The sequence below is a fragment of the [Clostridium] aerotolerans DSM 5434 genome (assembly GCF_000687555.1).
Lineage (GTDB): Bacteria > Bacillota > Clostridia > Lachnospirales > Lachnospiraceae > Lacrimispora > Lacrimispora aerotolerans.
The window spans coordinates 400692-427355 of sequence record NZ_JHWJ01000002.1; the positions used below are offsets into that span (position 1 = coordinate 400692).

A 26664-nucleotide genomic window follows, 5' to 3' on the forward strand; every position below is an offset into this window, starting at 1 on the left:
TTGTATTATAGGGAAGGAAAATTGTAAAGGGAATCTAGGGCTTGACTTCCAGAAAGTCTTTGGCTCCATCCGAATAGTAAACCTCGTAATCATCAGTAATAAATATCCCATAAACATCCTCTAAGGAATTGACTAATTTAAGTCCTCCTTCCAGTCCCTGGGAAAAACAGGCGGTAGTAAGACCATCAGCGTCACCAGAAATCTTTGATATAATGGTAACCGATACAAGACCATTACGATAGGGGTATCCGGTCTTAGGATCTAACAGATGGTGATAATTGACCCCGTCTTTTATAAAATGACGTTCATAAACACCGGAAGACACCACTGACATATCATTTATATTAAGAGTTTCTATGGTCTCATTCCGATCTGCAAAAGGCTTTTGAAGCCCCACTTTAAATGGTGTCCCATCTGGCTTTTCACCCACACAAAGGACATTTCCGCCTAAATTAATAATAGCACTTTTGACGCCCTGCTCTTTTAAATAATCCTTTAAACGGTCAGCAATATATCCCTTTGCAACTCCACCAAAATCAAGAGTGGTATCCGGTGATAAAAAGGTGAGACTGTTTCCCTCCAGCTTTAAGTTCTGATAATTTACCTTTTTCACATCTTCTTTGATCTCATGTTCAGGGGGAATGACAGGATTTTGAGAGGTAAAGTCCCAAAGGGAAGACAAGGGCTCTATGGTAATATCAAAGCCTCCTCCTGATATCTTTGAAAGATATTCTGCTCTGGTAATCAGATTTTTAATATCATCCGATACGGTAATTGTCTGCTGATCCTTCGGCCTGTGATTCAGCTTGTAAACTTCGCTGCCTTCTATGGTCTTGCTTAATATATTTTCATAGGAACGGCATAATTCCAGGCAGCCGTCTAATATCTTAGGATCATCGTTATCATAGATGGTAACGGTAACATACGTATTCAGTAAAAAACCGGATTTGCTGACAGGTTCTATCTTCCGGTCACAGCCGGATAGCAAAAACGCTGCCAATCCGGCAATAAAAAGGAGCTTTTTCCCTTTTATCATTCCATTTCCTCCATCTTACCCTTAGCTTCCCTTGCATGATCTACCAGGATCTGGCGAACGCCATCTAATTCTCCCATGCCCTTTAACCGGCAGATTACCTCATAACCCTCTTCTTCCAACTGAGCTTTCCAGGAGTCATCCTCTTCTCCTGCCATATCGTTGTGGGCGTGGTCTCCGCATACGATCATCAGAGGCTGAAGGATAATACGGGTGGAATCTGTTTTCTTTACCTCTTCCATAATATCCTGAAACGTAGGTTCTGCCTCTACGGTTCCAATATGGTAACGGTCAAAATTCTGGCTGGAAAAAACACCTGCCAGTCGATGGTATGCTTCATTGGCAACATGCTCGGTGCCATGTCCCATAAATATGATTTCCGTTCCAGCCTCATCATATTCCCTGGTATCCTCAATCAGCACTTTTGTCAGCCTTTCATAATCCTCTTCTAAGGTTAAAAGGGGCTGTCCACAAATTATTTTATCAAAATGGTCCTTATATTCCTCTACAGCTGAAAGCATGCGGTCATTTTCTTCCCCGCCCATAACCAGAGTGGGTTGAACCAGCACATGGGTATAGCCCTCCTCTTCCAACTGTAGAAGAGCTTCAGAAACTCCGTCTATTTCAATTTTATCTCTATTTTTAAGAATTCCGATAATAATCCGGCTGGTGAATGCACGGCGTATTTCAAAGTCTTTGAATTCATCTCTGATTGCCTGTTCTATGGCCTCAATGGTCTTTTTTCTGCTCTCATTATAGGTTGTACCAAAACTCACTACTAAAACCGCTTTTTTCATTTCATTCTCCTATATGTATATTTCCTGATTACCATATCACAGATGATTTTTACTGTCAAACTCCTTTTCACGCACCGTAGGCGCAAAACCAAAAGGTCTTGCGCCTACGACTCACATTGCATTCATTTTAGGAGATTTTTTAGAAATCTACCTCTTTATCATAGTAACAACAAATCAACAGTTTTTCCATCTCAGCCGGTGTAATCGGTCTTGGGTTGGAGCCGGTGCATGCATCACCTACTGCTAATTCGGCTACTGACGCTAACTTATCATTGAACTCTGCTTCGTCAATGATTCCGCCTTCATATTCCTTAATACAGGTTGGAATACTAAGCTTTTCATTCATGGAACGAATCTCAGCAATCAATGCATCAACCAGTTCTTCGTCAGTATTACCCTCTAAACCAATGAAGCGGGCAATCTCAGCATAACGTGTTGCTGCTTCGGAAACCTTTGCGTTGAACTTGATTACTTTAGGAAGATACATTGCATTTGCACAGCCATGAACAATGTGTCCACCGGAATATGCAGCCCCTGTCTTATGGGCCATGGAATGAACGATACCTAACAGTGCGTTGGAGAATGCCATACCTGCAAGGCACTGTGCATTGTGCATACGTGCACGAGCCTCTAAATCTCCATGATAGGATTTAATCAAATCATTATGTATCATCTTGATCGCATGAAGCGCAAGAGGATCGGTATAGTCACAGTGAAGGGTAGATACATAAGCCTCTACTGCATGTGTCAAAGCATCCATACCAGTGTAAGCGGTCAGCTGCTGAGGCATTGTCTCGGCAAGGTCAGGATCGACGATCGCAACATCTGGTGTGATGTTAAAGTCTGCTAACGGATATTTAATACCCTTCTGATAATCTGTAATAACACTGAATGCCGTTACTTCGGTTGCTGTTCCGGAAGTAGACGGAATCGCACAGAACTTAGCCTTTAAACGTAAGGATGGGAAATTAAATGGGATACATAAATCTTCAAATGTGACATCAGGATACTCATAAAATGCCCACATTGCTTTTGCTGCATCAATTGGGGAACCGCCGCCGATTGCAACGATCCAGTCTGGTTCAAACTCGCGCATCATCTGAGCGCCTTTTAATACCGTCTCCACGCTTGGATCAGGCTCTACCCCTTCAAATAACTTTACTTCAATTCCAGCTTCCTTTAAGTAAGCCTCAACCCTGTCAAGAAATCCAAATCGTTTCATCGAACCGCCGCCAACTACCACGATTGCCTTATTTCCCTTTAAATTCTTAAGTTCTTCTAAGGCACCTTTTCCGTGATACAAGTCTCTCGGTAATGTAAATCTAGCCATGTTATAACCCTCCTTATGAATTTCCAGTTCTTGCTATAAAAATATTGTATTATAATTCGACAGGAAATACAAAGGTAAAAAGGTATATATCAGTATATATATATTGATATATATTTAACACTCCTTGGCGGATAAAGGCTCTGAGGACTCCAGTTCTTTTAAGAATTCCTTATCCCAGGCAGTAAAGGCATATCCCTTTCTATATATGATAGAATCCTGAAATAACCGATGATTTCCGATGCATTTCCGCTCAATCAGATGATACCGCTTTAGTACCTGGTCTGGCATGGGAGATACCCACATATAGGAATCTGGATTCTCGCATAAAAGGTCGAACTGGCTTCCTCTCTCAAATACATAGATCCGCTTGGCCGGATTTTTAAGATGCGTATCCCTTTCAAAGGTCTCTTTGTTCCTGGTTACTCCGTCTCCATGGGAGATTTCAATATAGGGTGCCAGATCTTCTGAATTTATCTCTTTCTTTTTAGCCAGAGGGTGGTGTGAGGATAAAAGAAGTCTTAAAGAAAAATCAAACAAGGGCTCCATGCTAAGGCCCTTTGTTGATGTGATCTGCCTGTAATAAGCCTCTGATGAAGACTGGTATCGGATGATCCCCAAATTGTATTCCCCTGTTTCTACATCCCTTAAGGTCTCGGCTGTATTGGTCTCCCTCAGCCAGACAGCCATGGATTCTTCCGGATCCATGGCATTTATAAATCTGGTACAGGCAAGGCTGATATAACTTGCCCTTGGCATAGAAAGAGAAAATTTCATGCCATTGATTTCATCGGGCTTATATAAGTGCTCCATTTCCTCAATCTGTACCAGAACGTTCCTTGCGTATTCCAGGAACACTCTCCCCCGTTCCGTTGGAACCACCCCTTTGGGAGTCCGTTTAAAAATAGGAGCACCAAGACTTTCTTCCAGACTTTTGATTGCCTTACTCAGATTTGGCTGATCCATGTAAAGGTTTGCTGCTGCCTGGGTGATGGAGCCTGTTTTTTCTACTTCAACCGCATATTGTAATAGTACCGTATTCAAACGCCTTCCTCCTTTGTATGCTACCTGCCTTCCTTTTCAGCTTCATAAAGATATTTAGACAGCGCCGCCAGGGAAACTGCCATATTTTCATTCTGAACCAGAACATGCCCCGGAACTTTTAGATGAATGGGCGCAAAATTCCAGATTGCCTTTACCCCTGCTGCCACCAGATGGTCACAGGCCTCCTGGGCCGCATGTGCCGGAACTGTAATAATTCCAATATGAATGTTCATTCTCTGGCAAAGATTCTCCAGCTTTCCAAAGGGAAAAATAAGCTTGCCTCCGATTTTAGTGTTCACCTTTCTTCCATCGGAATCAAAGGCCATCACAATCTCCACCCCATACTGTTCAAACCCCCGGTAAGTCAAAAGAGCTTTTCCCAAAGAGCCTGCCCCTACTAAAACAGCCTGATTGGTGTTATGATAGCCCAGAAATTCTTCAATATCCCGGATTAGTTCCCGAATCTGATACCCCATCTTGGGCTTTCCCCCAGTTTTGGTCACCATGGCAAGGTCTTTTCGAACCTGAACCTCATTGAGCTTTAAATCAGCGGCCATTAAGGGAGCAGAAATGGTTTCTGCTTTTTCCTTCTCTTTTTGCTCCAGGTAATGATGATAAACCGGAAGGCGCTCCAGCGTTTTTCGGGAGATTCCTCCCACCATATGTTTCTTTTCTTCCATAAGCAAATACCTCCCCTTCTAAAAACGCAGGCTGCGGCACCGGTTAAATGCTGCAAACATTTCCTGTCTTCTGGGAACCGACAGATTACCGGGATGATAACTCTTTTCTCCCAGAACATTCAGGCCTTGTAACTCCATCCGCTTCTCCAGCTCGTCCACTATCTGGACCAGCGTCTTTTTACCATCTATAAGGTGGGCCCCTGCATACTGAATCAGATACCCCAGGGCAGCAATCTGCTCAATATCTGCAATCTGTTCCACATAACGCAGATCGACTGTTTCAGAATCAAGCTTAAGACTATCCCTGCCTAACACCTTTGTTTTAGACCGCTTTCCGTCTCCTCCCGTCTCAAGGCGGGAAGGAATACGGCTAAGATTGACAGGAGGAAACTCAAGAGACTGCATTGCTTCCCCAAACGACTTTGCAGCTTCCTTTGCTACCTTTGTAATCTCTCTTGGAACATAGGAATCCATTTGAATGACATGGTCTGCAACATGAAAATAAGCACCAGAGCTTCCTGCAACCAGTATGGTGGAAATTCCTTTTGATTCATAAAGTCCCCGAATTCTCTCAATAAATGGAGTGATAGGCTCCTGGCTTGGCTTTACTACCTGCTGCATGAGACGGTCACGTATCATAAAATTAGTTGCGCTGGTATCTTCATCAATTAGAAATACATGTGCCCCTGCTTCCATGGCCTCCACCATGGAAGCCGCCTGAGATGTGCTTCCGCTGGCATCCTCAGTAGAAAATCTGCTGGTATCTTTCCCATTGGGCAAATGGTTGATGAATCCGGAGATATCTACCTTTCTTACGCTTCTTCCATCCTCTGCCCGAAGCTTAACAGCGGAGGAATCTGTAATGACAAATTCCCTGCCATCTCCGGCAATGTGTGGATACACTCCTTTTTCAAGTGCCTCTAAAAGTGTGGATTTTCCATGATATCCGCCTCCAACAATAAGAGTCACTCCTTTTGGTATTCCCATTCCCTTTATGGCTCCTCTGTGAGGAAGAACAATCTCCACCTCCATGGAGGACGGAGATTGAAATGGTACTGCTTTTGCCATTGGTCGATTGGATATCCCTGACTGTCTGGGAAGAATGGCACCATTGGCAACAAATGCAATAAGACCAAGGTCAGATAACTTGCATTTTAAGGCTTCCTGGTCTTCGGAAAGCTCGATTACCGATGTTATCCCTGCCTTTTCCTCCTGGTTATAAGCGTCGTAAAAACAGACCTTTAAAATACATGCTGGCAGAAAATCAAACAGAATCTTAATAAGCTCTTCCGACCGTATGGATCTTCCATTGGCAGGAAATCCTGCTTCAAGGCGAAAAGTCAGACTGCCATTGATTCCATCCACCTGACAGGCGGTCCGTTCTAAAATCTCCTGTCCAGGACGACTGATTGATAATAGCCCGCTTTTTCCAGATCCCTTTGCCTGAAAGGAGTATGGCTCCAGCATTTTTCCAAAACGTCTTAACAGCTCGTCAGAAAGAGCAATTCTTTTATGTTTCAAATTATAAGTATCAGCTGGGAATGCTGCTTTTTTACCCTGTACCTGTATGCTGATCCGTGAGGGGGAGGCAAAAGGATCCCCCTGTACATGGTCAATGGATAACACATAGCCAGGAAACTGATATTCTCCTTTTGCCCCTTTATAAGCAGGATATCCTTTTCCGTCTATGGAACGGAGAAATTGCTTTAAATCCCCGGAAGTCTTCATTCCAAAGGCCTCCTCCCATTCTGATTGTTAGTAAGGTCTGTAAGGAACATGGCATCTCCGAAGCTAAAGAAACGATAACGCTCTTTGATTGCCTCTTCATAAGCATGAAGCACATGCTCTCTTCCTGCCAGTGCAGAAACCAGCATCACTAGAGTCGATTCCGGCAAATGGAAGTTGGTAATCAGACAATCCAATGTCTTAAAACGATATCCTGGATAAATGAAAATTTCAGTCCACCCGCTTCCTGCCTTTAAAATTCCATCCTCTGTAGAAGCAGATTCAACCGTGCGGCAGCTGGTGGTTCCAACGCAGATGATTCGGCCGCCGTTCTTTTTGGTATCGTTGACCTTCTTTGCCTCCGCCTCTTCTACCATATAGAATTCGGAATGCATGTGATGGGATTCAATAGCATCCACCTTCACCGGGCGAAAGGTTCCCAGTCCAACATGAAGCGTTACCCGAGCAATGGAAATGCCTTTTTTCTCGATTTCCTCTAACAATTCCTTTGTAAAATGAAGCCCGGCAGTTGGTGCAGCCGCAGATCCTTCATGCTTTGCATACACCGTCTGATAGCGATTTTTATCCTGAAGCTGATGGGTAATATAAGGAGGGAGAGGCATCTGTCCCAGCTGATCTAAAATTTCTTCAAAAATCCCGTCATAGCTAAACTGAATGAGCCTGTTCCCTTCTTCCACAACGTCAATGACAGTTCCTTTTAAAAGTCCGTCACCAAAGGATATAACGGTTCCTTCCTTCGCCTTCTTCCCAGGCTTAACAAGGGTTTCCCAAATATCATTCTCTCTTCTTTTTAAGAGAAGAATCTCAATTTTTGCTTCCGTTCCTTCCTTTACTCCAAATAGTCTGGCTGGAATTACCTTAGTGTCATTGATTACAAGACAATCGCCTTCCTTTAAATAGGAAAGAATGTCTCTAAAATGCCTATGTTCGATTTCTCCTGTCTGCTTGTCCATCACTAAAAGCCTGGAAGAAGAACGATCTAACAGGGGATCCTGGGCGATCAGCTCCTGGGGTAAGTCAAAATTAAAATCTCTCACGTTCATGATTTATTATCTCCTTTGATAAAAATGCCCCTCTGCACGGTGCCACGCAGAGAAGCATCTGTTCTTACATATTAATTCGCCTGACTGCTCTGGCTGGCAGACTCTTTGGCTGCTTCTGTCTCCTGACTGGTTGTTTCTTTTCCAGCCTCTGACTCGCTCTCAGAGCTTTCCCCAGTCTCCTCTTCCTGATTCATCAAGGTATGATAAACAGCTAAAAGATTTTCATCAGACTTTAATGCCTTATCAAGGCTTTCATTTACTTCTTTAGCCAGCTTCTGAACTTCATCTGACTGGTTGGCCTCTTCCATTAGCTCAGACTGCTTTTTATCCGTTTCGGCAACCAAATAATACGCTCCGTCTGCATTCTTCTTAGCATAGCAAACGATGAGACTAGGTGCCAGGGACTCCGCCTGACGGAATTTTACATCAAACCTTGTGTAAACAAGCAAATCGCCTTCCTCTGAGCCTGGAGCTGTATAGCAAACCAGATTTTCATAATCCTGATAGAATTTTACCTCTTCTTCCATTCTGGTAATCTGCTGATTCAGTTCCTCTGTCGAGCTAGTTCCTCCATATACCGCAGAAAGAGCTTCTTTATCACAGGTTTTTCTGGCCTTAAAATATGCTTCCATTAATTCCTTGATTTCCGGTACTGCATCCTTCTTTAAAACGATCTCTGCCTTTGGAACTTCACCTGATCCATTATCCTCCGCACCAACAGAATTTCCTGTCTTCGATGATAAATCCTTTTCCCCTTGACCCGGCTTATCGAGGATAACTACCGTGATCATAAGTATAATTACTACCAATGGAATGGCAAGAAATTTCCAGTAACGCTTCAAAACGTCCATGGTACCATTTTTCCATTTTTCCAATAAGTGCTTCATATGGGCTTGACCTCCTGGAGAATGAATCTCCTTTTCATTTTAGCAAAAAATGCGATAAAAATCAACAAAACTCTTGCGCTTTAAAACTTCTTATAGTAGAATATAAAAGATGCATCTGTAGCTCAGTGGATAGAGCAATGGCCTCCGGAGCCGTGTGCGTAGGTTCGATTCCTATCAGATGCACTATTTTTTTGCCCGAAAATAATTCTTGTATTTATCTATTATTTAATTCTTCTATTTCCATATTTGAAGTTTCCAACTGAATTTTTCAATTACTTTTGAGATATAAGTAGTCATTTTAGGACAACTAACTAGTCAGATGCTTTTCCACTTTTAAAGTATATTTTGTTGTGTCCTCATTATATTCCTTAATTTAGCATTTAAGCCCCTATTCCTCTTTCGTATAGAAAATTTATTCCATTTTCTCCAAGTAAACTACATAATTATTATTACTGACATATTTCTACAAAAACGTATTTGTTTACATTAAAGCAAATAAAATAAAAGAGAGTGGAACATTATTCACTCTCTAAAAATTATAATAGAAATTATAGATTCATAAGTATTCTTTATTCTTATAATGGATTGTGTATTTGATCTCTATTGGAATCTTGCATTTAAGTGAATCAGGAAAGAAGCTAAGACATACAATCAAAGCTTGTTTCGCAATCTTGAATTCCAACTGGCGGAGCTTATAGTATAGCAAGAAGATTCTAATTAGTAATTCTTAAATCATCTATTTGCTTAGTTCAATCAAATCCAAAGGTCAGACTTTATGAAATAATAGAAAGATAATATAAAATCTAAGGATTCATAAGTATTTTCAACAGCACTCAATCTTAATCTATATGTAAGAAAAGTATCTGTAGAATTCTAGAAGTTTTTACTCTGGTAATAAAAGATTTAAAGCACCCTTACTTTTATTCACCACGGCTATTAGTTACCTAGCCGTGGTGCATCCATAAAATTGCCTAAATATCATTTAGACCAAGATTCTGTTTAACCTTTTCATTTATGAAAACACCCAGGGTGATTATAAAAAGTTGCTCTATATAAAATATATCATAAAACTTTACCATAGCTGCCCGGTTGGATCTGATATCGCAGCTATACTTGTAAAGCATGTGCAAGATAATCTGACTCAGGCGTTTACACCTAAGTTATGAAGATTTTTACTTCATTGTGCCTGACTACCTGCTTTGAATTTTGAAACATAACATAATCTAATCCCTTATTTCAATTACATCTTCATTGTACCTGTTTCTGGCAGATTGTATTCTTCTTTTTATAGCCAGTTCAATCCGAACCGTATCGTATGTAAAAGTCAGAATCAAGTCTCCCAACTCCATAATTCCGACATCTCTTAATTTGGGATAGCCGATTATAACTATGGCCTCTCCATCTTCCTTGTCCTTTATTTCCAGACCTATATCATAATCCTGTTTATTGATACAGGCCCTTTCAATGGTCTGGCAAGCCCTAAAGCCTTCTCCTCCTCGACAAGAAAATATATTAACTGTTATTTTACTGTCCTGTCTGCTCATTAGCAGCGCTTCCACAAATTCTATTCTCATATCATCTCCCCAATATTCGAACGCGTGTTCTGTATGTATCATATCACCGGAAATTAATTTCGTCAAGCCCAATCAGAACGTATGTTCTTATCAGGCTATTGATTTAAAATATTGTGCAAAAAAATAAGCCGGAATCACCGGCTCACTTGTTCTTAAGTTTAAAACTTTCATAATAACTTTTATAACGATATCTAATATATTTCCCTTCCAAAAAGAGACCATATTCTCTCCCATAGGTTTCTATCTCATCACACAGCTCCATCATCAGGCCTCTAACCTTATCATCTGCGTAGAATAACTCGTCCATTTTATCAATGGAGCCACTTTTCTTATATAAATAATTAATAAATCCTGATCCATATAAATGAATCTTTTTAAAACCTGCCTTGCTGACAAACCTGGAAGCTGTATTGGAAAAATTGATATAAAAATCAGTTGTGCTCCTATATTGATTCACCTTTACAAAGCTATTTTCATATGGTCTTATTAATTTAAAATTATCCATATCCCAGGTATCTAAGTAGATTTTCATAGAATGGTATAAGTCTTCTGACATATCCATAGTATGATTTTCAAAATAAATTTTGCGATTCTCTAAATCAATCTGATCCATGGTAATGTGATATAAATCCCCTGACTCCCGTATTCCTTCATAGAAAAGGCGTAGGATACAGGCACCTATTTCCTTGTTCTTCAGCTGATTAATTCCAATATCCAATTCCAAAGGGGTAATATAAATATTCTTCTTCGCCGATTGATAAATATTTTTAGCTTCCAGCTTATAAGAATCAAAAGGATTATAATCTGTATCACCGATTGACTGGAATACATTATAAAGCTTACGGAGGGAGGTCCTTGTTTTTTGAATTGTCTGCATGTTATCGAGACCCATAGTAAGAAATAGGGAAAGCCAATCATCTTCATTCATGGATAAAATATCTTTTTCTGATATCTCTCCCAAAATCTTTTTCTGAATATCAATACCATATTCTTCACATAAATTTGCTAATTTTTGATATCCCATAGTGACCTCCGGTGAAATGACGCATTTTTTCAACCTTAACACAAGATGATTTGTATGTCAATACGGTTAATATTTTTGAATGTTTGCGATTATTTCATCCCTGTTGACAAACGATTCTCCTTATGATAGTATGGCATCACAAGAAAATATTAACTGTATTTTAAATTTGTTGTTTCCTCCCATTCACAAATTTCTATCTCAATTCTCTCTCCCATGCCATTTACATCCTTAAGGGAATGTACCGTACAGGTATCCTTCGGATGCTGCCAATATAAATGGAAAGGAGAAACAATCACAATTATGGACTATCATAGAAAAACAAAGGTTCCCACCAGGGAAGAATTTCATAGAATGTATGCCGGTGATATAAGCATAGATGATTTCTGCACCCATCGGTCGAAAAAACGTAAAGTTCCCCATTATACTCTGGAAGAACGAAAGCTTCAGTCGTTGAGTAAAAAACTACGCCCATAACATACGAATTTATTAACTATAACCAATAACAAATGAATCAAGGGGGGATCTTCTTGGCAAAGGAAAAATCATGCCATAAATTTATTTATAAAATACCCAGCAAACGACTTTCTCAGTCGGACTGGAAATTATCACTGCCGCTGCAAACGGCAATCAGGAATAAAAATGATGTAGTAGCACTTGGTGACAGCCAGCTTTTGCGCTGGATTTGTGAACTGAATGGTATCAAGGACTTAGATCAGGAAGTAAGAGATACTCAATCACAAATAAAACATCAAAAGAAATTACCAAAAAGCGAGGAATCCAAAAATAAGATCAAAGAATTATACAAAAAGCTGTATTCCCTTCAATACCAGAAGGATTATTTTTGCATGATCATGAATACCAAAAAAGACTACGTAAGAGCAAACAAAGGATTCACCATCAATCAATACCCTTACCGCAGACTGGTGGGAACAAACGGTGGCATAAAAAAATCCACCATCACTTATATAGGAAGTCCCATATACGAAGAAATAAAAAAACGTATGGATAATGGAAGGGATTTAAGTAAACCTTTGATCCCCGCCAAGCTGGAAGCTTATCAGGCTTTAATCTGCAGCAGCTCTACTCCTGTCTCCATGCCACGGATTGCCGTAGTAAAGGATTGCAATGTAACCTTTAAGGAAGATGTAATTCTGATTCAGGACGGAAACAGTGACGAACCAGAGATGAGCCGCGAAAAAGACTACAAAATAAATTACTGCGATTCCGACGGCTATGGACTGATGTCACCAGAATATTCCAGGATTGTAAATAAGGAGCTTTCCGGAGATTCCTCAAACGAGAATACCATCTCCGGAATCAACACCCGCTTTGCCTGGACCAAAGGAATGCTCTTTACCTTTGACTTTAATGAGTTTGCTCAGAAAGTGAACTACGGAGATTTTACCTTTCAGGATGCCTGGGGGACGTTACGTGATGTCAGGGATTATGATGTTTTACTCACTACTTCGATGGTAAAGCTATGGGATTCCTATGACAGCCTGGAACACTTTTTACAATGCTCCAAGGAAAACCATTATGAGTTTTCCGTTTCAAAGACAACTCCAGACAGGCTGGAACATGTGAGAAATGCCAACTATCAGTTTCTGCAGACCTTTGAATTAACGGACGATGAGCTGTATCAGCTTTGCGAGCCTACCATCCGAGAAATTAAAGATGTATTGTTTGATGACTGGAGAAAAACCATTGTATTTTTAAAAGGAATGAACTTAAATGAGCTTCAGTCCGAACAATGGGAGCATGATTTTGTAAAAGCTCTTATGATAGATAAGCGCATGGCAGAGGACCCATTTGTAGTAGGAAAGATCCACAGCATGATAAGAAAGCGAATCCAGATGGCTGCCAAAGGGTCCATTAAACTGCCCGGAAACTTTGCCATGGTATGCGGGGACCCCTACTCTCTTGCCCAGTCCATCTTCGGGCTTCCAGTATCCGGACTTTTAAGGCAGGGAGAGGTTTACCATTCCTATTGGAATCAAAGGGGTGTCGATGAGATTGCCTGCTTTCGTGCTCCCATGACCTGTCATAATAACATCAGAAGGCGAAAGGTTGTACATAACAGTGAAATGGATTACTGGTATCAATATATACAAACCGGAATGATTCTTAATTCCTGGGATTCCACCTGTGATGCCTTAAATGGTGCAGATAAAGACAGCGATGCCTTTTTTACTACCAATCATCCGATTATTGTAAAGAACACAAAGAATGCTCCCACCATTGAATGCGTCCAGAAACGAGCCGAGAAAGTAATTCCAGAGGAATCCCATCTGGTGCAGGCAAATTTTCTTGCTTTTGGAGATGAGATTGGTTCCACTACCAATAAAATTACTGCCATGATTGAATTGCAATCCGGTTTCCCAAAAGACAGTCTGGAATATCAGACATTGGAATACCGAATTATGTGCGGCCAACATTATCAGCAGAATTCCATTGATAAGGCCAAAGGTATCCTGTCAAAACCAATGCCAAAGCACTGGTATGATAAGTCTGCCTGCAGAGCCCTCCCGGAGAACAGCGAGGAAGAGAAAGCATATAAAAAGATATGTCTTGAAATCTGTGCCAATAAAAAGCCTTATTTTATGAGATACATCTATCCTGAACTCATGGCTGAACACAAAAAGTATATCAATGACAGCAATAAGAAATGCATTCGTATGTTCCAAATGCCATTGGAAGAACTCAAACAAAATCCTGCTAAAACAAAGGAAGCATTAGAATTTCTTAAATATCACCAGGAGGGATTGCCAGTAGGAAATCAGTCCTGTACCGTAAACCGTATCTGCTGGCTCTTTGAGCAGGAATTTCAAGATGTTCTTCAAAAACAAAGAGCTGTATCTGCTTTTAATTATTCCATCTTAAAATCGGGAGCACCCTATAGCAAAGGGGATTATAAGAAGATTGAGAAAATAAAAGGAGAATATGACCTGGAGGTGAAAAATTATCAGCAACAGGCGAAGACACAGCGATTGGATAAAGATGAAGTAAGTATGAACCGAACTTTGCTCATTCAAAAATTCAAAGCAGCCTGTGAAGTCATCTGCCCCAATGAAAAAGAGCTTTGCGACATTTTGCTGGATATGTGCTATACCACCGATAAATCGAAGCAGTTCGTCTGGGACAACTGCGGAGAGACCATTATTAATAACTTGCTGAAAAAGAACGACTACGTTATCAATTACCCGGTGCTGACGGAAGGTCATGGGGAATTTGAGTACGCCGGGGAGTCATTTATTATGAAACAAAGGAAGCAAAGGGAGGATGAAGAGTCATAATTATTTTAAATGAAAAAGAATATGTGGAACATTTACTGGAAACAAACCGGCCAGACTTAACAAAAACCTATCAGACCTTAAGTATGCTGGCAAGATATTATTTTCATATGAAGAGGCTGGAGAACAAAAGGAATAAGGAAAAGCTTCATATATTTATGGAAGCTCACTATCCTAAATATAATCCGGTTGACTGGTCTGAAACAATAGAATCCTGTGTGAACCGTGCTCCCAAATATCCCCTATGTCTTTGTGACGGCATCTGGATTACAGATCAGGAGATTAGCACCATTGAAGGCATCTCCGACAAGGTATTGGAGAGGCTGGCTTTTACTCTTTTATGCCTTGCCAAGTACGGGAATTTTAGGAATAAGGAAAATAATAACTGGGTGACAAACAGCGACAGTGAGATTTATAAGATGGCCTGTATTACCACCAAGGCGTATGACAAGGATATCCGATTTCATAAGCTAAGAGAGCTGGGACTCATTGAATTTGCTAAGAAGATAGATAATCTAAGTATTCGTGTACTGTTTGCAGATGAGTCCGAAAAAGGCAGCGTATTCATTGGGGATTTTAGAAAGCTTGGGTATGAATGGAGAGTTATGAAGGGTGAGAATTACATCAGATGTGTTAAGTGCGGCATATTGGTGAGAAGAACTTCTTTAAATAGGAAGTACTGCACCGACTGTACCAAACAAAATCCTTATTACTCTCCCATTGGAACTAAAAAGATAACCTGCATGGACTGTGGAGCCACGTTTGAAGCCGGGGCTGCCAGCAGAGAATGCAGATGTGAACCATGTAAGCTGAACCATAAAAGAGAAATTCAAAAGATGAAAACGAGACGATATCGCAGCAAAACAATGGCGTAACCCAGCTCATTTTAGAGGAGCTCCTAAAAATACCATTACGAAACCATTGATTTTGCGGCTTTTTATAAGAACATACGTTCGATTGTAATTTTACTAATATGGAAAGGTACAAAGAATCCATTCCTTTCTCATAACACTCCTTGGCACCGGTGGTCCGATTGACCTTGTCGTCGGACTGCCGTTTATTTGTACCGGTTGAGAGTATGACTAAAATTATGGAATTATGTACATTTATCAGAAAGAAGGTATTACCATGAAAAAACGCATTTTTCCAAACGTGGATCATTTGATAAGTGAAATAATCTCACTGGCTGATTCTTCTTCCCCTTCTGTTCAGGAAATTAATATTGTAGCCGGATACGTACCTCTATGCTCTATATTAAATGCAATCGTGAAAAACAGCGATTACCAGCTCTGCAACGTAAAGCTAAGCGATTTCCATGTGGATGGATACAGAGACGAATACATACTTACTTTATCTGACAAAAGAATATGGTGTCAGGAAGCAAAGAATGACAAAGGATACTTATGGGTGGATGGAATTTTAACCTATGTCCATTCCGATTGCAGTAGCGCATTCGTAATAAAGAACAGGGAACAGCCTATGTTAGAATTTGAATTTATTTATGAAGAGGAAAAATAGTTCTATGAAATTAGATTACGGAACACTTATCAGCATATCACCTTTGGAGCTAAAAAATGGCCTGAGCATCCGCTCTCCCCTGCTAAGAGAAATTGGGGCCCTCACCTTTCCGGTTTACCAATCCTTCCTTGGCGTTTTACTACTGGACATTGAATCCTATTACAGTGGGATGGATAAAAATGGGCCGGATTATTTTACAAACTATTCCCACCAGGAAAAGCAAACCATTTGCCAGATTCGAGAGGAATATAATCATTTAACCCTGGAGGAAAAGGAAGGAATTTTGCCCATAGACATTTTCTCCTATGATACAAAGCTTTTAAAAAGCGTAACAGAGGCACTGTCCTTTTTTCTGGATTGCCGCCTAAGCTATTCCCATGAACATAAGGGATTTATTGCAATCGATGGAAAGAGGTCTGATTGCCAAATGCCAAGGGAGATTTATTCTCTGGTTACAGAGCTCATTTTGCAGCGAAATGGCATCTTTCCTTCCAAAACAGTCATAGAAAAGCCAAAATTTAAAAGCGAAATGGCAAAAAAACTATATTACCGGGCCAAAGAGGCAGAACAAAAACGAGAAAAGAGCAGAGATAACAGTGCAAGTATGGACTTGCCCAATATTTTATCTGCGGTTGCTGCCAGACACCCTTCCCTAAACATGTTAAACATATGGGATATTACAGTCTATCAGCTATACGATCAGTTTAAGCGGCTGCAAAATAACACACTCTATGACATACAATCCATGTCAGTGGCCGCATGGGGAGATAGTAAGAACAATTTCGACCCTTCTCAATGGTACAAAAACTTAAACACCGAAAATTAAGATTTGCAAATTTGTAAGTCTTTTTTTTATATTTCAAAAATCAGGAGGATTTTATTATGACAAACATGAACAAAGCCAACAGAACTTGCTGTGACGTGGATATCAGAGTGTTAAAGACACTGGCTCCATATCTCTTCTTTGAGGACGCAAACGTAACCACATTTGGTTTTACAGCAGACGAGACCTATGCTACCAGCAAAGGTGCGAAGAAGATCGCTTTCTCAAACCCAATGGACGGCACAATGACAATTGAAGCACAGGTAAAACCATTTAAGCTTTACGCTTTATTATCTGACGGTGTCATTGATACCACTGCTGTTGTTGCAGAGAGAAAGACCATTTCCAGTACTACTGCTGGAGAACTCACTCTTCCAGAAGGCGTAAAATCTGGTTCCGTATTTGTATACGAGGAAGGTGACTTTGGCGGTAAAGCCGTACAGGGAACTTTGGAAGGTAATAAATTCAGCGCTGCCGGCATCTTATCTGGCAATTCCTATGAAGTAGGTTATTTAATCGCCAAAGAAACCGGCGTTCAGAAAATCAGCTTTAACAACAAAAAGAATCCACAGGATTACTACATCACCATGAAAACAGTAGAAAAAGATGAAAGCGGCGTGATTACTCCTTACCTCATTACAGGCTATAAGTGCAAGCCGAAAAAGGCCCTGGACTTAAGCTTCTCTTCCAGCGGTGACGCAGCTACTGTAAAAATTGAATTTGCCTGCTTAGAAGATAAGGATGGCAACGTTGCTGACATGGTAGAGTACATGGAAGTGGAAGCATAAGGTTTTCGTTTCACGATTGAATTAATTCAGGTCTAACCGATTGTAGTTTGTGTTATTTATAACACTTAGGGAATAACGAGTCCGCTACAATCGTTATTCCCTATTTTTTTGCATAAGGAGACGTTATGAAATTTTATTCTTTAGAAGAAGCAAAATCCGTTTATGGAGAGGAATCCTTAATTCCTATTTCCTCCTTAAAACAGATTATATTTTACTGTTCCAACGGACTTCAGCCAGAATTCATCTGGGAATCGGAACGACAGGAAGGAAAAATCGTCGCCTGGTTCCACAAGGCAAAGAGCGAGCTGATCTATAAGCGCTGGCAGGAAAATAAACCGTAACAAAACCGTATCTCACCAAATCTCCCACCTATATATAAATGAGGAAAATCTATGGCAGACAATGATTCTATGTTAAAACTTACCGCTGCTTTGGACAAAGCCAAGAGTACAAAGCAGCTGAATCAGGATATAAAAAACATAGAGAAAACCATCAACCAGCTTCACCTGATGGCAAAACTCTATCAAGGGGAAAGCAGAACGCAATTAAATGCTTCCATAAAAGAACTGGAAAAAAAAGTAGATGTCATCCGTTTAAAAGCAGAGATTGACAATAAGAAATTAAAAGCAGATTTAGACCATGCATTAAGCAATGTTTCACTAAAAGAGATAAAAATCAGCGAACAGGGAATGAAAGTCTCGGCTATGAAAATCGCCCAGAGTCTAAACTCTGTTTTATCTAAATATACCATTTTACCAAAAATCGATTTAAAGCCAGAGGGGTTCAAAAAGGACCTTACTGGTATTCAAAGTAAAATAAACTCCGTGACTACAGCCTTTGAACTGGCAAGGACCGGAATTGTTAAATTTAAGCAGTCTACGGCCACCTTAAAAGAAATTTCTTCTATTCTAAACGATATTTCAAAAGCAGCTGGAATGAGCCGGGAAGAAATTAAAAAGTTAGGAAAAGAATCATTTCAATCTGCCGGAACTTATGGAGCCTCCGCCAAGGACTATCTCCTAAACGTCCTTTCCATGGCAAAAAGCGGGTACGGCTCTGTTTCCAAAGAACTGGGAGAACTATCCCTGTTAGCCCAGTCTCTGGGGTCTGTTTCTGCAGCGGCTGCTGACAGCTTTATTAAATCTATGGATACTGCATACCAATACAGCGGCAGTGTAGATAAACTTACCACGGCTCTTGAGGGCGTTATCTCTGTATCAATGCAAAGCAAGATACCACTGTCTGAACTTACCACCGCTATGGAAGCAAATGCCGAATCAGCTGCAAAGGCAGGCATTGGAATCGACCAGCTGACTGCTGCAGAAGCAACTCTTATTGCCTCCTCCAGCCAGTCAGGAGCTTTCGTGGGGCAATCCATTCAATCCGTTTTAGACCAGCTGAACCGTATGAATCAGTCATCACAGCAGCTGACAGAGCCAATCAAACGCCTGGAAGAAATGGCAAATGCCTACTCTTCTATCTCCAGTCAGAACGATGTTTCTATGTTTGGGGATATAGATAGTCAGGAAATGTCTAATCCTATTAAAGTATTGTTAGAACAATGGAGTCTGTATGAACAGCTTCTTTCTAATTATTCCAACGGCAGTCAAGCAGCCATGGAAGCAGCCATCTCTTCTGCTTCTACTTGGGAAAGTCAGCTTATTTCCCTTCAGAATTCATGGGATTCATTTATTTACTCATTGACTAGTCAAGATCAGTCATCGGGAGTTGGGTTATTTCTGGAGCAAACGCTTGTTAGCTTAGAAGCGGTTGAAGAAAACTTGAAACAGATACCTCAGATGTTAGAAGGGATTAATGGGTCACTCTCTTCCGTTGATTCGGTTCAGATATCTTCTTCTAATGATAATATTGATTCCTCAGAGAAAAAAACAGCTTCCATAAAAAACGCTTTTAGTTTCGATTCGATTAAAGGTTCTGTCAATGATTTTAAGGATATATCTAAATCAGTTGATGAGTTGGAAGAGAAACTAATAAAAGGCCAATATTCAACCGATTCATTTGCCGAATCTATTGCTAAGAATCAATCGACTCTTAAAGATTATTTTTCCAAAGTCAAGGAGGGTGACCGGTCCTTAGAAAGTTATCAAAAACACCTAAAGGATTCAGGAGTACAGACTGATGTTTTACGTCTTAAATCTATTTTGCTTGGTGGCGTCTATTCAGCAGCTATTGCGGTTGGAGTACAATTAGCTACTGCTGCCTTAGCCTATTTAGGCCAGGCCATCTATGAAAATACCCATAAAATGGAAGTTGCTGCAGATGCAGCAAGAGAATCAGGACAAGCACTTTCAGAGATTCAGTCAAAAATCCAATCCATTAACAGTGAACTATCCAGTACAGCGGAAAAGATAGATCTGTTAAATAGCAAAGATAATCTGTCTCTTGTGGAACAAGAAGAATTAGAAAATCTAAAAACATATAATGAATTGCTGGAACGTCAGCTTGGTATTACTAGGGCGATGGAAAATGAAGCTTCAGAGAAAGCCCAAGGAGACTCCCGTAAATTTTTTAATACAGAGCAAAAGTACAAAGTTGTAGATGATGTTATATACGAACCTCGATCTGATGGCTTTATGGGTTCAACCTATATAAGTCCTAAATATTATACAGGAAATCCAATTGAAAAATTACAAAGTAGTATGGACGAATATGAAAGTATCAAGCAAAAAATAGAAACAAACCAAAAAGAGCTTGATCGAATAAAAGAATCAGATTCCAACTACGGCAGTAATAATACTTACATGGAATTAACTGCAACTACTAGTGAAATGCGACGCCTTCTTCCGGATATGAAAAAAAGTATTGATACTCAAGTTCAGGATATCTACGATTCCAGTAAAAATCTTGATCCAGAAAAAGATAAAGATTTAATTACAAAAGCTTTTGCTGTTATGGATTCCTATATTCTTAAATTTAATGGTCTAACCCCAACCGAAAAATTTGATAAACAATGGAATTCTGAAGAATTTAAAAAATCAAAGGCGGAGTTAGAATCAAAAGCAGTGTCCGGAACTCTAACTGCTAAAGACATTGATGAAAACGTCGATTTTGCTAAGCTGAAAGAAGTATCGGGTAAAACTGCGGAAGAATTAGTGGAGTATATTAATAGTATCTTTTCTGATGAAATCGACCAGAAAAAGGATGAGACGTTCAAAAATGCCATCTCTCAGCTACCAGCAAATGAGATGGAAAAATACGTTAACCTCCTAAATTCAGGTGATCTTAACGAAAAGTCCATTGAATCGTTTGAAAGCTTAAAGAAGATTATGGGCGACACCAATATCAGTGCCGAAGATGCGATTAAAAATATTAAAGAAGCGTCTAAAGGCTATGTCACTACTCCTGAATTATTGTCTGGAATGGAAAATCTCTCACAACTCATGGGCAATGTGCAGCAGGAGTTTGACGAAACAGGCGAAATTGGCACATCAAATTTAAGCGCTATTACCAAACAATTCCCTGAGCTACAAAATGCAGTTCTTGAGTATAGCCAAGGATTAATTGAATCTGACGAATTTATGGCACAGTTAAAGGCAGCATATGGTAATGATACAGAAACCTATCAAATGAATATGCTCCTTAAATTGGAAAATGACGAAACATTTTTCAGTACGGTCAGAGATCGTAACCAAAAACTATTTGAAGATTTAGCTATCATATATGGCCAGGATCTAAAAAACTGGAATAATCTGGTACGAGCGAAATCTGGTATTGAAGAAGTACTTAAAAATGACGTTGCAAATATTACCGGAGGTAGTGGGGCCAACGCCACCAGTAAGGAAGACCTTTTTGAACGATATGTAAATATAGATGAGAACGGATTCTATTCTTTAGACGAAGAAGGTGCTAAGGCAATAAGTAAGGTCCAAAGTGATTCACTAAGATCAAAGATTAAAATAGCAAATGAATCCAAAAGTAAAATTGGTGAAGCAGCTAAAGACCTTATAGTTCCTCCAAAAATCAATTCTTCCACAAATTCAGCATCAAACGGCGCATCAAAAAGCGCTCCTGCCCAAACACGCGAATTCGACTGGACCGAGCGCTATGAGAAAAACAGAGATGACGCCCGTGACAAATTAAAAGATGCCTCCTCAAATACCTACATCGACTACCTGGGTATATCAGAAAATGATTTTAAACGTGGCAAGGAAATCTTAGATAATGAAGCTCCCACCATAGAGCAGCTAGAAGAACTGAAAAACATGGCCGAGAAATCAGGGCTATCCATCAATGATCTAACTCGCACATTAACAAGCGGAACCTGGACTGCCTCCCGCCAAAGCGCATTACAGCAGCTAGTGGAACACGATAAAGCTGCCCTGGAAGATCAGACAAAAATAATTGACCAGTATCAGTCTCAATATGACGCTGCCCTCTCAAAAATAGACCCCAATTACAGAAGTAAAATAGAGACAGGAGAATTGTCCACCGAAAATCTTTCAGGAGCGGAAGCAGAAAACGTACAGTCTGCCATAGATGCATACGATAAGCTAAAAGCATCAAAAAATAAACAAATTGATCTACAAAAAAATTATACCGAAAGCTTTATGGCCAGCTATGAAAATCAAGCAGCAGCCGTTAAAGCGGAAAATGATGAACTAAAAGCCTCTAGTTCACTCATCGAAAAGCAGATTGCCTACATGAAATCAGCCGGTGAACTCATAGATGCTTCCATTTATAACAAGCTGATCGAGCAATCAGAAAAACAGGAAGCAAACAACCAACGGCTGATAGAAATCAAGCGAAAGGAAATGCAGGATTTAAGAGAGCAAAATCTAAACTCCGAAAACTCCGAATCATATCAAAAGCTTGATCAGGAAGTCAGTGACTTAGAATCCTCTATTCTGGACTTGAAGAAATCTCAGGAAGAATACAATTTCCAGCTTCTAAAAATGCCAATCGAGCACATGGAGACAGTCGCTGGAATGTACAAGAACATCCAGTCTGCCATGGAAAATTGGAACAGTGAACTGGAAGCTTCCGGCAAAAAGGCTGACAGCAACTACTATCAGAAGTTAATTTCAAACGGCTTCACCCTGATGGATCAATACCAAAAGCAGGCTGGATTAATTGAAGATGTCATGAATGAATACGAAGCCGGTACTGACAATTGGAATGAGTTATATAGCAAGCTTCAAAATGTAAACTCAGAAATGTCCTCTATGGTCCAAAATCTCCATAAATGGAACGAAGCACTTTTAAAAATGCCACTGGAGAAGATCACCGCTAATTCCTCCGATCTGCAAAAGCTATTAAGCGGCCTGGAATCCGTAAAAGGAGAATATGATACCATCATCAGCGCTGTAACAGGTGCCATTAACGATCAGGTCAAGGCCATCAATGAGCAAAAAGAGGCTGTCAATGAGGAATACGAAGCATCCAAAAAATCATTACAGGATAAATTAGATCTATTAAGCAAACAAAACGAAAAGCTTAAATTGCAGCAAAGATACGAACAATCCTTGTATGATCTTCAAAAGATCAACCGACAGGCGACTGAAAAAGTAATCCGCAATGGACAGATGGTATATGAGCAGGATGCTGACAAGCTACGCCAAGCAAAAGAAGCGGTCCAGGATGCAAAGTTCGACTTGGAAACCAATGAGCTAAAGACCCAAATCGACAACCTGCAGGAAACCCTTAATGGTTTAAACGATACCTACCAGGAGCAGCTGGAATCCTTACAGAAAATATCTGATAAATGGTCTGAGATCAACGGCAAAATCTCTCAGGCACAGAATGAGTCCAAAGCCGATGAAATTCTGGGAAAAGGCTGGAAGGATAAAATCTTATCCGGCAATGATACAAAGCTCTTTCAGAACATCACTCAGATGTATACAGGTATCTCAGAGCAAATCCTACAGTATAAAGAGCAAATCGATGCCACCAATCAGATTTCTACTCTCCTTGAAAGCTACATTGCCTCCTACAAAGATGGAACCTTAAGCTATACTCAGGCCCTGACTGGAATCAATGACCTCTTGTCCCAACTCAACCAAAAGATGCCTGCTGCCGATGGCCTGCAAAACTTATACGATTATTACGGGGCCATAAAAGGAACTGCTGCTAACGGTGACAGCATATTTTCTGAGATTCAGAAAAGCTTAGCCGCCACTGCCGGAGATCTTTTAAAATCTCTGGAACAGTATAACAAAAATTACGGAGCTATTTCCGAATACACCTCCAGCTGGCAGCAGCTGACGGATAATGTAGCGTCTATGCTTCGTGTATTAAAAGAAGTCCGAGATAACTTAAAATCCACAGAAGACGATGACGATGAGGATAAAAAGAGTAATAAGAAGTCTAATGGCGAGCCATACATAGGCGATGACTGGGTAAGCGGAGGACCAGGTGACCTTGGCGGCAAAAATGTTGACTCCCTCAAAATCGGCATTCAAGGCGGACTAATTGGTAACAGCACTCCATTTAACCGTGAAGCAAAAATGAAGCTCTTAGGTCTTAAGAAACTGGAACTCGACGAATTTCCAACAATTCTTCATAAAAATGAAGCTGTTTTCAACACCGAGCAGCAGGATACTCTTCTCTCCAACTTGGGACAGGCCTGGAACTATACACCATTTGCTTCAACATTTCTCACAGACGTATCAAATGGAACGGGACAGACAACCACGAATTTTGAATTTGGAGATATCCGCATTGAGTCATGCAGCAATGCAGATGAACTGGCACAAGGTATCTTAAATGGCGGCCTGAGAAATGCCATGATTCAGCATACAGGAAAACGTTAACAAATGCGGAGCAAATAGAAAGGAAGTGAATACAATTGAACCTGCAAGATGTCTATAAAAAGCTGGTGGAGGACATTCATTACTTATTTAAAAACGCGGCAGAAACCATGAAATTCGACCGAACATTCCGTGCTAAGGTCATCGGCCCAGCCTCCAAAGGGAAATATACCATTTCCTATAAGAATAGAACGCTCACAGCCAAATGCAGCCAAAATCTTCACCCAAACGATACCGTTTGGGTCTGTGCTCCCTGTAATGACTGGAATTCCTTATTTATTCAGGCAACAGAGCCACAAGAGAGTTCCTGACCAAAACAGAACCGGCGAAACCACTTTTATAAGAAAAGGAGCAAAATATGTATGCAACCATACACCCCATAGAACCATTTGATTCGTCAACTGGTTCTACCATTCATTTTTCCTGGCAGGGGAACCAAATTTACAAAGCAAGATGCCTCATTAAAGACAATGCTTCTGGAACAACCGTATACGATAAAACGATTAACACCATGAAACAAAGCTATTCTCTTCCAGCCGATTCCGGTCTAAAAAACGGAGGCTATTACGTAGCGTATTTGTCCGTTTTTGACATAGACGACAAAGAGTCCACCCTTCAAAGCATAGGAACACCATTTTACTGCTACGAAACACCGGAATTTAAATTATCCGTAAATCCTGGTGATATTTTAAAATCATCAGCCTTTCAAACTGGGCTCGTCTATTCCCAGAAGCAGAATGAGCCCCTAAATTCCTTTTGCATTACCCTCTACACTTATCAGAAAACTGAGCTTCAGACCTCTGGCGATCTATACGATACCAGTGAATTAACGTATCTCATATCTGGTCTTGAAAATGCAAAACAGTACTACATAAGAGCAACCGGAAAGACCCTTCACAACATGAGCCTGGATACCGGCTATATTTTATTTACCGTATCCTATACCCAAGCTCAGATTTTCAATCCACTTGAGTTAAACAACAGAGCCGAACACGGCGCCATAGAAATAAAAAGCAATATCATTTCCACCATTGGCATCCCAGAAAAAGATGTCATATACCTGGAAAATGAGTACGCTGACTTAAGAGAAAATTCCGTTACCTATGATATAGGTTTTGAGGTAATAGGAGACTTTACCAAGGCATTTCGCTTTCATCGACCGGTGTGCAATGCAAAAATCATTCATTTTACCAATAAAGATCAATGTCATGTAAACATTTATTACAGGGAAGGTATTTATTCAGACTCTGGAGGAGAAAAAGCATTTTTCGAGCTGGAAGCAATCTCTTCCGGCAGCAAATATATCCTCTTTACCAAATACCTTCCAATCCCCAAGGATACCCAGCAATTTGTACTCTGCATTAACCGAACCGGCAGCTATTACGAAATAAAAGCTGATCTGGTAAACAAATAGAAAGGCGGTGATATTATGTTTTTAGGAAGCTGTTTTGCCTCAAGCAAGGAATCCCTGGCCTCATCACCAGCCTCAGCTTCTGACATTTCCGACTTAACCATAGCATCAGCAGTCTATGATGAAATCTTTGCAACAGAAAAGGTGATTGAACTGTCAGAAGAAGACTATACCTTTCCTTCTGTCTGGGGCTTTGATACTAGGCTTCACGCCCTGTTTCAGGGAACCCTCTACGGTGGAAATGTCAGCTTTACAGAAAGCATCGTAGAATCCATACGAATTAAAAAGAAGGTAAAGGGCGATAAAAAATTCAAAACAATCTTTGAAAAGCCCATCCGCTCCAATGAAGATTTTAAAATAGAATTAATGGATTACTATGAACCAGTAGGAACGGTGGAGTACGCCTATGTACCAGTCATTTCCGGCGGTGAAAATAATTATATTACAAACCGCGTAGAATCTTTGTTTGACTCCTATTTTATCTGTGAAAAGGATATCTCCTATCCTATGGTCCTGGACACGAGATTTGATAAAAAGCTGACTCAGCGCACCAATCTGATTGAGCTTTTAGGAAGAGAAAAGCCAGTGGTATTAAAGGGTGGAAAAATCCGATATTTCTCCGGAGATATCTCCTGTACCTTTATCGAATTAAAAGAAGATGGCTGGCAAACTCATTCATCCTGGGAATACCGAAATGGAATCTATGATTTCCTTACCAACGGCCAGCCAAAGATCCTGAAAGATTTTCTTGGAAATGTCTATATGGTGGCAGTCACAAGCAGTGATATCACAGAAGAATCCGATCATTATGAGCACGTAACCACGAAATTCAGCGTTGCGGAATGCGGCAGTGCCTATGAGGCCGGAGACCTTTATGACAACGGCTTTATTGACGCCGACATTGACAGGTAG

21 protein-coding genes and 1 tRNA gene are annotated in these 26664 nt (G+C 40.3%); 12 read left to right on the forward strand and 10 right to left on the reverse strand.

Going from position 1 to position 26664, the window contains the following annotated elements:
• Positions 1-34 precede the first annotated feature (34 nt).
• From T546_RS0104625 to T546_RS22840, 8 genes are all read right to left on the reverse strand, one after another.
• Positions 35-1036, reverse strand: coding sequence for an FAD:protein FMN transferase (locus T546_RS0104625; RefSeq protein WP_051629604.1), 1002 nt, complete (start codon positions 1034-1036; stop codon positions 35-37).
• A complete protein-coding gene (locus T546_RS0104630; RefSeq protein ID WP_026890619.1) occupies positions 1033-1830 on the reverse strand; it encodes a sirohydrochlorin cobaltochelatase in 798 nt (265 codons plus the stop codon). Before T546_RS0104630 ends, T546_RS0104625 begins: the two co-directional genes overlap by 4 nt.
• 139 nt (positions 1831-1969) lie before the next feature.
• Positions 1970-3160 carry an iron-containing alcohol dehydrogenase gene (locus T546_RS0104635; RefSeq protein ID WP_026890620.1) on the reverse strand — a complete coding sequence of 397 codons (1191 nt, stop codon included), beginning with the start codon at positions 3158-3160 and terminating at the stop codon, positions 1970-1972.
• Between the two features lie 114 nt (positions 3161-3274).
• Positions 3275-4201: a LysR family transcriptional regulator gene (locus T546_RS0104640; protein WP_026890621.1), complete on the reverse strand. Its 927-nt coding sequence runs from the start codon at positions 4199-4201 to the stop codon at positions 3275-3277.
• Between the two features lie 20 nt (positions 4202-4221).
• On the reverse strand, positions 4222-4881 hold the full coding sequence (locus T546_RS0104645) for a redox-sensing transcriptional repressor Rex (protein WP_026890622.1): 660 nt from the start codon (positions 4879-4881) through the stop codon (positions 4222-4224).
• An 18-nt stretch (positions 4882-4899) separates the two neighbouring features.
• Positions 4900-6609, reverse strand: a complete 1710-nt coding sequence (locus tag T546_RS0104650) for an ABC-ATPase domain-containing protein (RefSeq protein WP_026890623.1) — start codon at positions 6607-6609, stop codon at positions 4900-4902.
• Complete coding sequence (gene queA / locus T546_RS0104655) at positions 6606-7670, reverse strand: tRNA preQ1(34) S-adenosylmethionine ribosyltransferase-isomerase QueA (protein WP_026890624.1); 1065 nt, start codon at positions 7668-7670, stop codon at positions 6606-6608. The genes T546_RS0104650 and queA overlap by 4 nt, the downstream gene beginning before the upstream one ends.
• 71 nt (positions 7671-7741) lie before the next feature.
• Positions 7742-8557, reverse strand: a complete 816-nt coding sequence (locus T546_RS22840; RefSeq protein WP_051629606.1) for a hypothetical protein — start codon at positions 8555-8557, stop codon at positions 7742-7744.
• A gap of 111 nt (positions 8558-8668) precedes the next feature.
• On the opposite strand from T546_RS22840, the gene T546_RS0104665 reads away from it, so the two are divergent.
• A tRNA-Arg gene (locus tag T546_RS0104665) sits at positions 8669-8740 on the forward strand.
• Positions 8741-9780: 1040 nt separating this feature from the next.
• Here the strand turns inward: T546_RS0104665 and T546_RS0104675 are convergent.
• Together T546_RS0104675 and T546_RS0104680 are read right to left on the reverse strand one after the other, a co-directional pair.
• A complete protein-coding gene (locus tag T546_RS0104675; RefSeq protein WP_156951288.1) occupies positions 9781-10101 on the reverse strand; it encodes a hypothetical protein in 321 nt (106 codons plus the stop codon).
• 172 nt (positions 10102-10273) lie between these two features.
• Positions 10274-11155 carry a hypothetical protein gene (locus tag T546_RS0104680; RefSeq protein WP_026890626.1) on the reverse strand — a complete coding sequence of 294 codons (882 nt, stop codon included), beginning with the start codon at positions 11153-11155 and terminating at the stop codon, positions 10274-10276.
• A 300-nt stretch (positions 11156-11455) separates the two neighbouring features.
• Between T546_RS0104680 and T546_RS25240 the strand changes: the two genes are divergently transcribed.
• The 11 genes from T546_RS25240 to T546_RS0104730 all read left to right on the forward strand — a co-directional run bounded on the left by T546_RS25240 (position 11456) and on the right by T546_RS0104730 (position 26664).
• Positions 11456-11629 carry a hypothetical protein gene (locus T546_RS25240; RefSeq protein ID WP_156951289.1) on the forward strand — a complete coding sequence of 58 codons (174 nt, stop codon included), beginning with the start codon at positions 11456-11458 and terminating at the stop codon, positions 11627-11629.
• 53 nt (positions 11630-11682) lie between these two features.
• Positions 11683-14448 (forward strand): RNA dependent RNA polymerase, encoded by a 2766-nt coding sequence (locus T546_RS0104685; RefSeq protein WP_026890627.1) that lies wholly within the window; start codon positions 11683-11685, stop codon positions 14446-14448.
• 23 nt (positions 14449-14471) lie between these two features.
• Positions 14472-15320: a hypothetical protein gene (locus tag T546_RS0104690; RefSeq protein ID WP_026890628.1), complete on the forward strand. Its 849-nt coding sequence runs from the start codon at positions 14472-14474 to the stop codon at positions 15318-15320.
• Positions 15321-15573: 253 nt separating this feature from the next.
• Positions 15574-15963, forward strand: coding sequence for a hypothetical protein (locus tag T546_RS0104695; RefSeq protein WP_026890629.1), 390 nt, complete (start codon positions 15574-15576; stop codon positions 15961-15963).
• Between the two features lie 4 nt (positions 15964-15967).
• Positions 15968-16789 (forward strand): hypothetical protein, encoded by an 822-nt coding sequence (locus tag T546_RS0104700; RefSeq protein WP_026890630.1) that lies wholly within the window; start codon positions 15968-15970, stop codon positions 16787-16789.
• Between the two features lie 56 nt (positions 16790-16845).
• Entirely contained in the window at positions 16846-17574 is a 729-nt protein-coding gene (locus tag T546_RS0104705) for a hypothetical protein (protein WP_026890631.1), read from the forward strand.
• Between the two features lie 125 nt (positions 17575-17699).
• A complete protein-coding gene (locus T546_RS0104710; RefSeq protein WP_024837081.1) occupies positions 17700-17915 on the forward strand; it encodes a hypothetical protein in 216 nt (71 codons plus the stop codon).
• 51 nt (positions 17916-17966) lie between these two features.
• A complete protein-coding gene (locus T546_RS0104715) occupies positions 17967-24344 on the forward strand; it encodes a hypothetical protein (RefSeq protein ID WP_026890632.1) in 6378 nt (2125 codons plus the stop codon).
• A 35-nt stretch (positions 24345-24379) separates the two neighbouring features.
• Entirely contained in the window at positions 24380-24652 is a 273-nt protein-coding gene (locus T546_RS0104720; protein ID WP_026890633.1) for a hypothetical protein, read from the forward strand.
• Positions 24653-24699: 47 nt separating this feature from the next.
• Positions 24700-25755, forward strand: coding sequence for a hypothetical protein (locus T546_RS0104725; protein WP_026890634.1), 1056 nt, complete (start codon positions 24700-24702; stop codon positions 25753-25755).
• Between the two features lie 15 nt (positions 25756-25770).
• On the forward strand, positions 25771-26664 hold the full coding sequence (locus T546_RS0104730; protein ID WP_026890635.1) for a hypothetical protein: 894 nt from the start codon (positions 25771-25773) through the stop codon (positions 26662-26664).